Source organism: Herpetosiphon gulosus (assembly GCF_039545135.1).
In the GTDB taxonomy this organism is placed as follows: Bacteria; Chloroflexota; Chloroflexia; order Chloroflexales; family Herpetosiphonaceae; genus Herpetosiphon; species Herpetosiphon gulosus.
Genome location: NZ_BAABRU010000003.1, coordinates 138,872 through 153,652, shown reverse-complemented (window position 1 = coordinate 153,652; position 14,781 = coordinate 138,872). Strand labels below are relative to the sequence as shown.

Below are 14,781 nucleotides of genomic sequence, written 5' to 3'. Positions count from 1 at the left end.
TGACCCCTTGCCCAGACGTTTGAGCAAGGGGTCAGTGTTTGGATTTAAGCGGTTTGGTTGGCAATGTTCAGACGTTGGTTAATCACCTCAAGTGCCTGTTGATCAGCCAACATCAGAATTTTATCGTTGGCTTGAACCCGCGTATTGCCGCTTGGCACAATCGTCTCACGCCCACGCCGAATCAAGACAACTAACGCGCCGCGTGGCAGTTGCAATTCCATAATGTTGCGCCCAGCTAAACGAGCATCATCAGGCACAACCACTTCGTAAACCGTACTCCCAGGGCTGATCTCAGGAATAAAATCCAAGGGCATGCTGTTGATTTGAATATCATGCGAATTGAGTTTTAGCCGATCAGCCACCCAACTGATGCTCATGCCTTGCACCGTGACTGAGGCTAATACCACAAAGAAGATTAAATGAAACAAATCATTGGCTTGGGGCACTCCGGCAATTAATGGAAATGTGGCCAAAACGATTGGCACTGCTCCCCGCAACCCAGCCCAGCTAATCATTAAGCGTTCGCGCAGCTTAAAGCGCGTCCAGCCCAGCGCAACAATCACGCTAATTGGCCGCGCTACAAACATCAAAAAGATTGCCAATAAGAGGCCTTTGCCAATTAATGGCACAAGTTGTGATGGGTAAACCAGCAATCCCAAGGTTAAGAACATGGCAATTTGCATGAGCCATGCAATCCCCTCGTGAAAGCGAATTAAGCTGCGGCGGTGAATAATTGGCCGATTGCCAACCACCAAACCTGCCACATATACCGCCAAGAAGCCATTGCCATGAACTAAGACGGCAGCCCCATAGACCATAATCGTCATCGATAAGGTCAAAACTGGATAAAGCCCATCTTGCAGGCGTAGCCGATTGATCAACCATGTGATCAGATAGCCACCAAGCCCACCAATCACCACTCCTAAAACCATTTCGAGCACAAACTCGATGGCCAATGCTCCCACCGAATGGCCGTTGCTGGTCAGATAACTCGTCAGCCCAATCGTTAAAAACACTGCGATTGGATCGTTGCTGCCTGATTCTAGCTCAATCAGCGATTCAACTGGCTCAGGTAGTCGCACGCCGCGCGTTCGAAGCACATTGAACACTGCTGCTGCATCGGTTGAGGAGATAATTGCCCCCAGCAATAAGCCAACGACTGGCGGCAAATCGAAGAGCCAAACCGCGATTACCGCCACCATACTGGCGCTAATCACCACCCCAATGTTGGCCAGTAATAAGCCTGGGCCAATCACCGCGCGAATTCGATGCCAATGGGTTTCAAGGCCACCTGAGAACAAAATATAAATCAGCGCGACAATCCCGACCGTTTGGGCGATTGCCGCATTATCGAAATTGATATCGCCAGGGCCGTCAGAGCCAGCGAGCATACCAATGCCCATAAACAGCACCAAGGCCGGAATCCCCCAGCGATCCGATAATGTGCTGACCACAATGCTAATCAACACCAAACTTCCGGCAATAACAAAGATGCTTTCTGTGCTCATTGGCCTCCTTTTGAGCACGCCTGTGCTCGAATGCTATTCTTCCCGCAAAGCCAACGCTGGCGAGGTACGACCCATTTTCCAAGCTGGATACAAGCCTGCCAACAGCGCCGCCACAACCGCTACAATTAAGGCTTGCAGCAATAAGTTGGGGTCAAGAATCAGCTGCATCGTCCAGCCAAATGATCGTTTATTGATCACATAGACCAGCACGACTGCTAAAATCAAGCCGACTGGCAAGGCTAATAATCCAGCGGTTAGCCCCATTAAACCAGTTTGACTGAGCACGCTCAACCACAATTGGCGTGGGGTCATGCCATTGGCACGTAAAACTCCAAGTTCGCGGCTGCGTTCTAATTGTAAGGCCATTAATGCGCTTAAAATGCCAATAAAGGCAACAATTGTGGCCAATAGCTGCAAAACCGCCGTGATTGCAAAGGTGCGGTCGAAAATTTCTAAGGTGCTTTGGCGCAAGGCTTGGTTCGATTGCACCTTTAAATCTTGAATTGGTGCAGCTAAAGCCTGAATTTGACTGATCGTCGTGGCACTATCAGCGTTCTCAGCCAGCCAAATTGTGATCGAATGCACCGTATCAACATCCCAATATTTGGCAAAATCACGCCGATTCATCGAAATATAGCCTTGATCCGAGGCATAATCGTAGTAGACTCCGGCGATGCTAAATTGTTGTGGTCCGCGCTCGGTTTGTAAGGTGATGCTATCGCCCAGCCCTCGCCCATAGCGATAACTAAATGGCTCGGAAACCCAAACTTGCCCTTGCTCGGCGAAGCCTTGCCAAGCCTGCTCCGCATCGGTGATGAAGCTCAAAGCCCGACGGCTCAAACTGGAATCTTGATAATTGGCGACGGCTAATTGGACTGGCCCCAGCTCACTTTCGACCCGTAAGTTTAGTAAGGTCGTCATTGAGGCAACGCTGGGCAGTTGATCAATTTGTTCGACCAAGCCTAGATCAATCGGGGTATCAGCGCGATTGGCGCTCAAACTTGGAGCCGACACGAACACATCGGCTTGTAATGATTGATCAAGCCAGCGCACGACCGTTGTGCGAAACGAGCCAATCATCGTGCCAGCGCCAACCGTGACCGAAACCGCGACCATCAAGGCGGCAATTGCCACGCCTGTGCGGCTCAAGGCGGCAACGACATCACGGGCAGCCATTTTACCAAGCAAGCCAAACATGCGATTGAGGGGAATTTGCAGCAGCCGCATCATGTGCAAGGTGACAAATGGCGTGAACAAGGCACAACCAATGATCACCCCAAACATGGCTGAAAAACTCAGGAACAAACTGCGCGATGGAATTTGCAGCACGGCCACGCCCAAACCTGCTAAAATCAAACCTGCCAAGGTCAAGCGGGGCACGATTCGTTGAATTTGTTCTTCGATTGAGGAGCGCCGCAGCACTGTGCGTGGTGGCGAGAACATAGCTTCAAGCGCTGGAATACTGGCGGCAATCAAGGTTGCGCCCAAGCCTAGCCCAAAGCCTTTAATTAATTGCATGTTGTCAATCGCAATGTTTTGTACATTGACGCTGAAATAGAGGTCGTTGATCGTTTGGGTGACCAGCCGCACCAAACCACGGCCAAGCACGATACCCAACAGCACCCCGAGGATTGCCCCGATTGTGCCAATCACGGCGGCCTCGATCAGAATTTGGCTGAACAGTTCGCGCCGTGTCACACCCAACGAGCGCAAAATACCAAACAAACCGCGCCGTTGCACCACCGAAAAAGTCATGGTGTTGTAAATCAGGAAAACTCCGACGATCAAGGCCAACAAACTGAGTGCTTGTAAGTTGAGTTCAAAGGCTCGGGTCATCTGTTGCAGGGTTTCGCTACGGGCAGCGGGTGTCGTCAGAGTCGCATCAGCAGGCAACAACGGCTTAATTTGCTCAAGGATTGCGCTGCGTTGCTCCTCGGGCAAAATCAAATCGATGCGGCTAATTCGATCGGGCTGACCAACCAATTCTTGAGCGGTCGAAATATCAACTAAAATCAAATCGGCCAAGGCTTCTTGGCTTAATTGATCACCTCCAGCGATCAACCCAATAATGTTGATATTGCGGCGCTGGCCGTCGATTCGCGTTTCTAGGGTTTGGCCGACGGTCAAGGCAAGGGTTTGGGCGGTTTGCGCTGAAATTAAGCCAGTATTTGGCTCAGTCAGCAACGCCTGCAGATCGGTTTGGTTATTGAAGAGGGTCGCCAAATAGGGTCGAAACGGCTGTTCGGCAAAGGGGTCGATGCCAAATAAACGAAATGAACGGCCTGGCTGATTGGGCAGACTGATTGTGCGATCAACGACTGGCGCGACCGCTGATAAGCCTAATTCAGTGCGTAGCTGAGCGTATAAATCGCTGGGCAAGCCATTTTGACCCCCCAGAATTTGATCGGTGGTTTTGCCAGTGACGCTCTCGGTGGAGAGCATAAAAGCTCGTTGAGCACTACCATTGGCTAAATCAATCGCGATTACCACCGCTACGCCCAAGGCCACGCCTAAAATTGCCAGCAAAACTTGGGCGGGGTGGCGGAGTAAATAGCGCAAACTACTGCGATAGAGCAACTTCATAGTTCGACCTCGGCCAAAGTATGCTCGACCAACTGCCCATCGACCATGCTCAACACCCGATCGGCGCGGCGAGCCACTTCGAGCGAGTGGGTTACCATCAAGAGGGTTTTTCCTGCTTGACGGCTCATCTCATCAAGCAAATTCAGCACCTCTTGGCCGGTCGTGGCATCTAAATTGCCGGTTGGTTCATCGGCGAGAATCAGCAGTGGATCATGGGCCAAAGCGCGGGCGATCGCAATTCGTTGTTGTTCGCCGCCCGAAAGCTTATCAGGGTAGACATGGCGACGATCAAACAAATGCACGCGGCGCAGCAATTCATAGGCGCGTTCACGTTGAGCAGCAGTTAACCGACCAGCTAATTCCAGCGGCAGCAGCACATTTTCTTCGACACTGAGGGTTGGAATCAAATTGAAAAATTGGAACACAAAGCCAATATGTTGCCGCCGAAACAGGGTGCGTTGGTGCTCGTTGAGCTGGCCTAGCTCAATCTCGTTAATCGTAATGCGACCTGAGCTTGGGGCATCGATGCCACTTAAAATATTCAGTAAGGTCGATTTGCCTGAACCAGAACGCCCAAGCAAGGCAATCACTTCGCCCTGTTGAATTTGCGCATTGATATCGCGCAGCACCAGCCGCGCTTGGCCCGCTTCTTGAAACGATTTTGTAACATGGTCAAGATTAATTAATATTTTTGGCATATATTCCTACTTAATCAGCACCAAGTGTGCTATGCTAGGGCTTAGGGAATTGAGGCATTGCGCTTAAACTGTAACACTGATTTGCGTTCATTGCCCAAATTTTCACAATGATCTTGATCGGCATGGTATAATCGCCGAGAACCACCAGCGAACAGAGGATAGTGCTCGTGTACGATTTTGAACAGCTTGACTCTTATGAACTGCTTGGCGTGACGCGCAATGCTCCGCCAGAGGAAATCAAACGGGCGTATCGCCAAGAAATTGCTAAATATCACCCTGATCGTTGGAGCAGTGCTAGCCCCAACGAGCAAGACTATGCCCGCAAACGAGCTTCAGCGATCACCGAAGCTTATAGTTTGACCCAAAAAGACAAGCCTGTTCGGCGTGCAACCCCGAGCGCGGCGGCAACTCCTGAGCCAGTTGGCAATCCTGAGCGTTTGGCTCAGCTTTACGAACATGGCCGCAGTTTGCTGAGCGCCAATGATTTTGCTGGTGCTGCTAATATTTTTCGCCAAATTCAAAATGCTGATCCCTTTTATCGTGATAGCGCCGATTTGCTGTATCGCGCTGAATTTGCATTAAAACGCAACCAACCTGCCAAAGCCAAACGTCCAGTTAACAAAAAGGCTGTGGCGATCATAGGTGGTAGTGTTGGGGTTGCCGCATTGGTTGGAGCTGTTTGGTTTTTTGGTGGTTCAAATACCAACGCAACCAATCCGAATGTGACGGCAACCGCACCGCTTGTCGCCGATCTGCCAACCGTCACGGTTGAAGGCGAGGTTGCGATCAACCCAACGGCTACCAGCGATGAAGGGGTTGTGGTTGAACCAAGTATTGAGCCAACGACTGAGGCCACGCTTGAACCAACTGCCGAACCAACGCTCGAACCTAGCCCGACTAGTGAACCGACTAGTGAGCCAACGCTCGAACCCAGCCCGACCAGTGAACCAACTGCTGCCCCAAGCAATACGCCTGCTCCCTTACCAGACGATCTGAGTGGGCCAATTCTAGTCAGCGATAATTTGGATGGCGGGACATGGCCAGTTGGTAATGGTGGCAACTGGAATTTTGAGTTTATTAATGGCCGCTATCATATGACCATGGTCGCTGGCGTTGGCTCGGTTTGGTCGTTTGGCCCGGCTTTGCCTGCTCAAAATGTCGTTTTGGCCGCTGATGTTGAGGCGGTCAGTGGCAGTGGCGGCTTGATGATGGGCTTTATCGATGGTAATAATTACTATCGCTTTATTATTGCCGCAGATGGAACATGGGCTTTTCAGCAACGCTTTGCGGCTCAGACCACGCTCTTGGCTTCAGGCTCAGGCCTCGGCCCAGGTCGTTTGGTGATTGCCCAACGTGGCGCGGTAACCCATCTCTATTGGAATGATACCTATCTTGGAGAAGTTGTTTTGCCTGCGTTCCCTGGTGGAGCGTATGGTTTTGTGTTAGCTGGCAACAGTGGTGCTGATGTCTATTTCGATAACCTACGACTTCGCGCTTTGCCATAGCTGCTAGAAGGTTTGTGCCGTGGTGCCATTAATCTATCAAATTGTACGGTTTATTTGCCGTGTGCTGTTGGGGATGCGTGCTCGCCTGATTGTTGAAGGCCAAGAGCATCTTCCGGTGACTGGTGGCTATATTTTGGCCTCGAATCATGTGAGCAATTGGGACCCTGTGGCGCTTTCCTTGGGTTCGCCTGGGCATCTCATTGGAGCACTCGGCAAGCAAGAACTATTTGAATTGCCGATTCTTGGGCGGATTGCAACAGCGGTTGGCGGCATCCCCGTGCGGCGGGGTGAGGCTGATCGCGAGGCCTTGGCACGTTGTAAAGCAGTTTTACAATCTGGTCAGCCGTTGATTATTCTGCCTGAAGGTACTCGTTCACGCTCTGGCGAGCTTTTAGAAGGCAAACATGGCATCATTGCTATGGCCCAACTGGCGAATGTACCGATTGTTCCAGCCGCTGTGATTGGCACTAAAACGCTAGGTTGGCCCTGGCGACGCTCGACGGTGATTGTGCGTTATGCTGCGCCAATTGTGGTTGATCGTAAAATCAAGGGTCACGAAGGCCGCCAACTCGCCTTAGATACCACGATGCATCAAATTGCCTCAATGCTGCCGCCGACCATGCAAGGTTTCTACAAACAAGCCTTAAGCGTCTAAATTGCAGCCTCTCGCAAATCCTGCGAGAGGTTTTTTGTTGCCTTATATTAATTAGCAAGTCCTCCTGCTTAAAGGACTTGCCTTAATTATTCAGTGCTGATCAGTTGTAGATTGCTCAATTGCAGGCTAATTGGCCGTTGATCGCCGTTGTTGGCAATTGCATCGCCAGTTGTCGCTGGTTCAATCGCTTGAAGCTGCACGATAGTTTGGCCTGCTGGTAGCTCAATCAACACGTCATATTGGCGTGGCTCAAGGCTGATTGGGATACTTAATTGGTTGTTGTGCCAAGTAACTTGTAACGTGCGAGCACTTGCAGCGGGAATTGCCTGCCAACGCAAGCGATAAAAGCCCGCTTCAGGCACGAGCAGGCCCAAACTGGCTGCTTGACCCATCCAGCGATAATTGCCAGTTGCGCTTGGCTCTAAATTGCCCCAACCATCACGCAGATTGATAATTGGCACACCTTGGGCCTGTGGCACTTGATAGATCACCACAAAATCATCTTCGGCCAACGGTTGATTTACCTCTAAATTGGCCTCGACAAATTGTTTGAATTCGGCAATTTGGCTGGGGCTGTAGTTGCGTGGCCCGTTTGGCTGTTGCTTATAGCCTACGATATAGCCAAAATTCAATGTCGCTAATTGTTGCGCCCAATTGCCTGCGGTTTGCACAATCTCTGGGTGTTGGCTCAGCGTGGCTAAATCGCGGAGCACTGGCAGTTGATATTGCGGTTGGGGATAAAGCCGCGAGTGATAGCCGCCACTGATTGGGCGACCATGCACGGTTTGAAATAGCATACGCTCAGCATCACGATAGGGCAAATCTGCATGAAACGGTACTTCAAGCAGGGCAGCAGCATCGGTTTTGGGCAATTGCGCCAAGCTTGGGGGAATTGTGGGTTGGCGCATGTCAAAGGGCGTTGGCAGATATTCAATCCCAATCGTAACGACGATCACCATTACCAATGTGCGTTGCCAAGTTAATTTGGTGCTGAGCCAAACCAAGCCATAGCTGCTGGTGATTGCCAAGGTGAGCATTCCTAGCACCATAAAGCGATCAGGTTGGCGAGCCAAACTAATAAATGGTAGCTGCTGAATTAAACGGTATGGTAACGCAATCGTGGTAGTTGTTCCTGCAAGTTTAAGCGTTGGACCCAAGGCTAAAATTACCAGAATTACCGTCATAATCAACCAAGGCCGGGCTTTAGCGATTTTCCAAGTTGCTACGAGTGCCAAACCAAGTGGCACAATTCCCAAATACAAGCGTCGATTGATTGCGCTAGGCAAGTCGCTGAAGAAGCGGCCCCAAAGGCTATGCAAGCGGGCTGGAACCACAAACGCCGCCAAATCTGCCGAAAGCCGCACCGGATCATTTTCGGGGTAGAGTTGCATATAATTGGCGCGGCTGGCCTCGATCAACATTGGCAGCAACAACGGCAATGCCGCGAGTATTCCGAATAACCCAAGTAAGCTAAATTGCCTGAATAAGCGTTTGCGTTGCGGCCAATCGCTACGCCAAAGTTGCCAAAGCCCAAAGCCCAGCGTCCAAAGCAACAAAAACAAACTAAAATACCAATCAGTCCAGATGGTAAGGCCGAGAAAAAGCCCCGCCAAGCCCAACGAGCGGCGATCGCCGCGCTCGGCCAAACGCCAAGCATACAACAGATAAAATGGAATCCATTGCAAACAGAAAATTTGCAGCTGACCATCTTCAACCACCGAGGCTACATGAAAAGGGTTCCAAGCAAAGATCACCCCTGCTGGGAGTGCTAGCCACGCAGAACCAACCCGATCGTAGGCCAACTTCCACGCGCCAAATGCTCCAACGATGAACGATAGTAGTACCAAACTGTTAAACCCGGCAATTGGCCCCCACATTGCCGTGATCGGGGTAGCCAACAGGGTATTGATGGGTGAGAGCGTGTGATAGTACAAATTGGGAGTTTCAGGGTGAAAAAATCGATCAGTTATTAATGGATTGGTCGGTTGGCTGATCGCCTGACCCATCCACCACAGGTTCCAAATATTCTGATAGGCATCTTCTAAGCCATCTTTGTGGGCTTGACCTGGAATCTGGCTATCCCAAACCGTGATCAACGGCCAGGTTAAACCGATCGCTAAAATGCTATACAACCCCAAAACCCAGACCCAACTTGCAACACGCCGCCCCATGTACTGTGCCTCAACTTCCAAAACAACTGCGCGATTATACCAGAATCAGGCTGAATTGGCCTTGAACGTCACCCATGGTTGTACCATGTTCTACCCATGTAGCACTAGTTTCAATCAGGACTGAAATCGTTTTCATCAATGTGTATTCGTAAGGTTCTCCGTTGGTTTGTAAACGTACTCTAGCGATAGAAATCGAAGTTTACTTGATATTTGCCTGAGAAACTGACATCAAGAGCTTGTAGAGGAATTGCTGTCATGACCTGTTATGCCAATGAATCGCTGCTGGAACTCCAATTAAAGCAACAAGTCAGCCTGCTTGAAACTGAACTTCAGCATGTTCGCAGCCATACTGCCAAACTCCAAGCCTTGATTGACCATACTGAGAGCCTGATTTGGTCGATTGATAGTAGTCAGCATTTGATTATGAGCAATCGTACCTTTCATGATTATTTGCATCAATGGTATGACCAACATATTGAGCTAGGCCAGCCAATGAGTATGTTGCAACTGCCTAAACCAATCGCCAAGCCCTGGAATGAAGCCTATCGTCGCGCCTTGCAAGGTGAAGCCTTTGCCCAAGAATTTGTGCATCACTATGCTGGAGCCACTCGTTACTATGAATTTCACTTTGCGCCAATTCTCGATGAGCAGCGGGTGGTGCAGGGAGTTAATATTTCGGGCCGCGATATTAGCAGCCGCCGTTTGGCCGAAGTGATGTTGCGCAGCAGCGAGGCGCGATATCGGGCAATTAACGAGGCCGCGCCGTATGGGGTATTTTTCTGTGATACCCAAGGCCAATGTGTCTATGCCAACACTGCGCTCTTATATATGCTCGAAGTTAAGCTCGAAGATGTATTGGGCGATGCTTGGATGGAATTTTTACACCCTAAAGATGCCTCAGATAGCGAGAGTTTTTGGCACGATTTAGCACTTTCCATCAATCAACAGCCGATTCCTAGCATTTTGTTTGATCAAACGGTGCGTTTGCATACCAAGCTTAATCAATTAATCTGGCTGCGTTTGCGCATTTCGCCAGTGATTGAAGCTGGCGTGCTATGTGGTTTTGTTGGCATCACCGATGATCTGAGTGCCTTGAAAAAAGCTGAAACGGCGGCGCAAACCAAGCAGCATTTTATTCAAAAAATTGCCGACACCTTGCCATCACAATTATTTATTTATGATAGTGCTTCGGCATCGTTGATCTATACCAACGAAGTGAGTCGCCAATGGTTCAAAAGCTTCAACATTGATCCTACTGATATGAACACCATTCGGCCCCTCTTCCACCCTGACGATCATGCTATCATCCGCCAGACCTTGCAAGGACGTACAGTTACTAGCAGTGATCAACAATTAATTGTTGATTTTGAATGTCGTTTACGCTCACCAGAAGGCATCTATCGCTACTTTGCCTTGCGCATGACCCCCTTTGCAATCGATGCTGATGGTACAGTTTCACAATTATTGGGCGTGGCAAGCGATATTACTGAACGCAAATTACAAGAGCAGCAGATTCGCCAATTGAACGAGCAGCTTGAACAACGTGTTGTCGAACGAACCCAAGAGTTGGCTCAATCGTATCGGTTTCAGCGCACTATGATTCAACATGCACCCTCAATTATTATTTCGCTTGATGCTGGCGGCGTGGTGCGCGGCTTTAATCGGGCTGCCGAATTTGAGTTTGGCTATCAAGAAACTGAATTATTAGGCCGTCCCTTCCCGACCAAATTATTTGATCGCTCCGATTTGACCTATCGTTGGGAGACAGAGCAACATCGCAATCGTGGTTTGTTCTATTCCGATTTGGATATTTTGCTTGCTGAGGCGCGGCGTGGCGTGGCTGAACCTCACGAATGGCAAGCGATTCATCGTTCTGGCTCACGCTTTCCGCTTGAATTAACCATCACACCACTGTTGCATGCCGACGTGCTCGAAGGCTTTTTACTGATTGGCAATAATATCGCTGCCCGCAAACGCACCGAAGAAGAATTTCATTTGCTCTATCGCACAACTCGCTCGGTCAGTGAGGCCGCTGATTTTAATAGTGCCCTTGAAGTGGTGTTGCGCAATATCTGTGCAGCAATTGGCTGGGATTTGAGCGTGGCTTGGGTTCCAAGCACCAACCAAGATTTTTTGGCGCTTGCACCGATTCGCTGGAGTAGCAACGAACGCTTTCAACATTTTTATCAGTATCTTCAAAGCTTGGAATTGCCGCAAGGCGCTGGTTTGGCTGGGCGGGTCTGGCAAACCAAACACTCTGCCAATTATGTGCTTGAGCACGATCATTGGACTGAGGGCAATCTCAATCAGCGTGGCTACGAATTAGCTCAGCAAGTTGGAATTCAATCGGCAGTTGCTGTGCCAATTTTGGCCAATGATCAAGTTGTCGCCATTTTGGAGTTTTTCCGCAGCAGTCGCGGTGTTGATCACGAACGTACCACTAATTTGATTTCGGTGATTGCGACTCAGTTGGGCACGTTGTTTCAACGTAAGCATGCCGAAATGCAACTGCGCCAGAGCGAAACCAAAAATCGAGCATTGCTGGCAGCTATGCCCGATTTGATGATTCGCTTTACGCTCAAGGGCGAAATTTTGGATTATCACACCAACGATCCCTCAGATCTCTTTTTGCCCCAAGATGCCATGATTGGGGCGAATGCCCATCATCATCAGCCGCAGCCGCAAATTCTCAACATTATGAGCGCCACTCAACGGGCGATTGAGACCAATAGCACCCAAAATGTCGAGTATGAACTGACCTTGCCCAAGGGGAATACCGTGTTTGAAGCGCGGATTGCGCCAAGTGGTAACGATGAGGTCGTGATGGTAATTCGCAATATTACCGAGCGCAAGCGGATTGAACAAACCTTGCAGCAGCAAACTGATGAATTAAGCATTGCCAATGCTGAATTAGCCAAAGCAGCGCGGCTCAAAGATGAATTTTTGGCTAGTATGAGCCATGAATTGCGCACTCCATTAACTGGAATTTTGGCTTTTACCGAAGCTTTGCGCTACGACCAATATGGAGCGTTAAACCAAGCTCAAGCTCAAGCATTGCAGCAAATTGATGAAAATAGCCGCCATTTGCTCGATTTGATCAACGATATTCTTGATCTTTCCAAAATTGAGGCTGGCAAGCTCACGATTAATCATCAAACAATCCTGATTGATGAAATTTGCCAAGCTAGCATTCGCATGGTGCAAAAATTAGCCCATAATAAACAACTTGAATTGTTATACGAGCCATGTGCTCCAGATGCTATGCTTTGTGCCGATTCACGCCGTTTGAAACAAATGTTGGTCAATTTATTAAGCAATGCGGTGAAGTTTACTCCAACTGGTGGCCGAATTGGTTTATCAGTCAAGTTGGATAGCCAATTACATCAAGTTGAATTAACCGTTTGGGATACTGGTATTGGGATCAATACTCAAGATATTCCAAAATTATTTCGGCCATTTTCACAGCTTGATAGCAAACTTTCGCGCCAATATGCTGGAACTGGCTTAGGCTTGGCCTTAGTGTATCATATGGCCAATTTGCATGGCGGACGAGTTGAATTACAAAGTGAAGTTGGGGTTGGTAGCCAGTTTCGCTTAGTGCTACCGTGGTATGGCAATGCTGGAATTGCTGAGCCAACCGAACAACCGATGCTGCTGGTGGTGACCGAAGATCGCACCCTGAATATACAATTGACGGCCTATGCTGAACAATTAGGCTTAGCGTTGCGTTTTTGCAAGCCATATTTCGATTTACAAGCCTATTTGCAACAGCCTCATCAAACGCTAATCTACGATCTGCGCCAAACGAGCTTATCGCAACAACTGTTTGAGCAACTTCGCCGCCAAACTGCCGAGCAGCCAGTTATTTTATTCTGTGATCAGGATTTCAAGCTTGATCTGACGCTTCCTAAGCATTGGCATTGCATGTATCAGCCGTTAAATCAAGCGCGTTTGTTGAATGCACTGCAATATATCGATTCGCGCTATCAGCTACTGCAAAAATTACCAATTAATCAAGCCAAGCAGATTTTGTTTGCTGCCGATAATTTGGCTAATAGCTTATTGATTCGTGATTTCTTGAGTGAATTTGGTTGGAATGTAAACTTAGTCTACAACCAACATGATATCTATGAAGTAATCGCCAATCAACCAATTGATTTATTGATGCTTGATTTACAATTAGCTGGTGGTGATGCAATCCAGATGGTTAATACAATTCGGCGACATAAGCGCTATTATGATCTGCCAATTATAGCTTTAAGCGCTTTAGCAATTCTTGATCAACCAAAACTTACTGAGCAAGCCGATATAGTTTTATATAAACCACTTAATTTAGTTGAACTTGAACAATTAATTAATGCCCTGTGCAACCAACAAAGGAGTCTTGATCGTGAATAATCCTGCAACAATCCTCATCATTGACGATCTCGCAGTTGCACGCGCTAGTATGAATGCTGTGCTTCAAGGTGAGGGTTATCACTTAGTTTTTGCTGAAAATGGCCTATCGGGGATTGCCCAAGCCCTCGAATTATTGCCAGATACAATTTTGCTTGACGTAATGATGCCAGACATGGATGGTTTTGAGGTTTGTCGCCAAATTCGCGCTAACCCATTGCTCGCCGAAATTCCGGTGGTTATGGTAACCGCCTTGGATGATCGTGAGTCGCGCTTGCAAGGCTTGCGAGCCGGGGCCGACGATTTTCTGAGCAAGCCGATCGATAGTCTTGAACTAAAAACCCGCTTGCAAACGATCACCCGCTTGAATCGTTATCGCCGTTTGCAAGATGAACGTCGCCAAGTCGAGCGCCTGAATCAAGAAATTATCGATGCCTATAATGCGGGAATTGAGGCTTGGTCGCGGGCTTTAGATTTGCGTGATAAAGAAACCGAGGGCCATAGCAAGCGCGTGACCGAAATGACTGTGCGAATTGCCGAGGCTTTGGGAATTACTGGCGACGATCTGACCCAAATTTGGCGTGGTGCGTTGCTGCACGACATCGGTAAAATGGGCATTCCCGATGCAATTTTACATAAGCCTGGTCCATTGACTGCCGAAGAATGGGTTATCATGCAAAAACACCCAACTTATGCCTACGAGCTGCTGCGGCCAATCCATTATTTGGAGCCAGCCTTAGATATTCCCTATTGTCACCACGAAAAATGGGATGGTAGTGGCTACCCGCGAGGGTTGCAAGCTGAAGAAATTCCTTTGGCGGCGCGAATTTTTGCCTTGGCTGATGTGTGGGATGCCTTGCGGTCCGACCGACCATACCGTGCAGGCTGGCCGGTCGAACAAATTCGTGAACATATTGCTGGTTTGGCGGGCAGCCATTTTGATCCAGCTTTAGTGCCACTGTTTCTACAATTAGTTGAAGAAGCGCCTCAGCCTGTGTTGTTGCAACATTATGCCCCAGCTACGCTTCGCTAGCTTGGGGCTTGTGGGCTTCGTACTCGCGGTGGGCCAACTCGGAAATCAGCATATAACGCTGAATAATGCTGGCAATCGGGGCAAGCACAGCAATTCGGCGGCTGGCTTCTTGGCTAACGCGAATAAACTCATCAACATCGGTTGCTTGCTCAAAACGGCGTTGCAAGCGTTCGGCTTCAACCTTCAACTGTTCAATGTAAAGCGGTTCTGTTCCAATCATCCCAGTAGCCCTT

9 protein-coding genes are annotated in these 14,781 nt (G+C 49.1%); 4 read left to right on the top strand and 5 right to left on the bottom strand.

Annotated features, from left to right (window positions below; translation table 11 throughout):
* Positions 1-44: 44 nt before the first annotated feature.
* From ABEB26_RS04540 to ABEB26_RS04530, 3 genes are read right to left on the bottom strand one after another with little or no spacing between them, the layout of a single operon-like run.
* Positions 45-1,508: a potassium/proton antiporter gene (locus ABEB26_RS04540; RefSeq protein ID WP_345720776.1), complete on the bottom strand. Its 1,464-nt coding sequence runs from the start codon at positions 1,506-1,508 to the stop codon at positions 45-47.
* A 33-nt stretch (positions 1,509-1,541) separates the two neighbouring features.
* Positions 1,542-4,091 (bottom strand): ABC transporter permease, encoded by a 2,550-nt coding sequence (locus ABEB26_RS04535; RefSeq protein ID WP_345720775.1) that lies wholly within the window; start codon positions 4,089-4,091, stop codon positions 1,542-1,544.
* On the bottom strand, positions 4,088-4,789 hold the full coding sequence (locus tag ABEB26_RS04530) for an ABC transporter ATP-binding protein (RefSeq protein ID WP_345720774.1): 702 nt from the start codon (positions 4,787-4,789) through the stop codon (positions 4,088-4,090). The genes ABEB26_RS04535 and ABEB26_RS04530 overlap by 4 nt, the downstream gene beginning before the upstream one ends.
* 167 nt (positions 4,790-4,956) lie before the next feature.
* Between ABEB26_RS04530 and ABEB26_RS04525 the strand changes: the two genes are divergently transcribed.
* Positions 4,957-6,294, top strand: coding sequence for a DnaJ domain-containing protein (locus ABEB26_RS04525; RefSeq protein ID WP_345720773.1), 1,338 nt, complete (start codon positions 4,957-4,959; stop codon positions 6,292-6,294).
* Positions 6,295-6,316: 22 nt separating this feature from the next.
* Positions 6,317-6,949: a lysophospholipid acyltransferase family protein gene (locus ABEB26_RS04520; RefSeq protein ID WP_345720772.1), complete on the top strand. Its 633-nt coding sequence runs from the start codon at positions 6,317-6,319 to the stop codon at positions 6,947-6,949.
* Between the two features lie 86 nt (positions 6,950-7,035).
* Here the strand turns inward: ABEB26_RS04520 and ABEB26_RS04515 are convergent, their stop codons facing one another.
* Positions 7,036-9,120, bottom strand: coding sequence for a hypothetical protein (locus tag ABEB26_RS04515; protein WP_345720771.1), 2,085 nt, complete (start codon positions 9,118-9,120; stop codon positions 7,036-7,038).
* A 255-nt stretch (positions 9,121-9,375) separates the two neighbouring features.
* On the opposite strand from ABEB26_RS04515, the gene ABEB26_RS04510 reads away from it, so the two are divergent.
* Both ABEB26_RS04510 and ABEB26_RS04505 read left to right on the top strand, forming a co-directional pair.
* The gene (locus ABEB26_RS04510) at positions 9,376-13,518 is read left to right on the top strand and encodes a PAS domain S-box protein (protein WP_345720770.1); all 4,143 of its coding nucleotides are present in this window, start codon (positions 9,376-9,378) and stop codon (positions 13,516-13,518) included.
* Positions 13,511-14,548, top strand: a complete 1,038-nt coding sequence (locus ABEB26_RS04505) for an HD domain-containing phosphohydrolase (protein ID WP_345720769.1) — start codon at positions 13,511-13,513, stop codon at positions 14,546-14,548. Before ABEB26_RS04510 ends, ABEB26_RS04505 begins: the two co-directional genes overlap by 8 nt.
* Here the strand turns inward: ABEB26_RS04505 and ABEB26_RS04500 are convergent.
* On the bottom strand, positions 14,535-14,768 hold the full coding sequence (locus ABEB26_RS04500) for a hypothetical protein (protein ID WP_345720768.1): 234 nt from the start codon (positions 14,766-14,768) through the stop codon (positions 14,535-14,537). The two genes, ABEB26_RS04505 and ABEB26_RS04500, sit on opposite strands and share 14 nt — an antisense overlap.
* Positions 14,769-14,781: the final 13 nt, after the last annotated feature.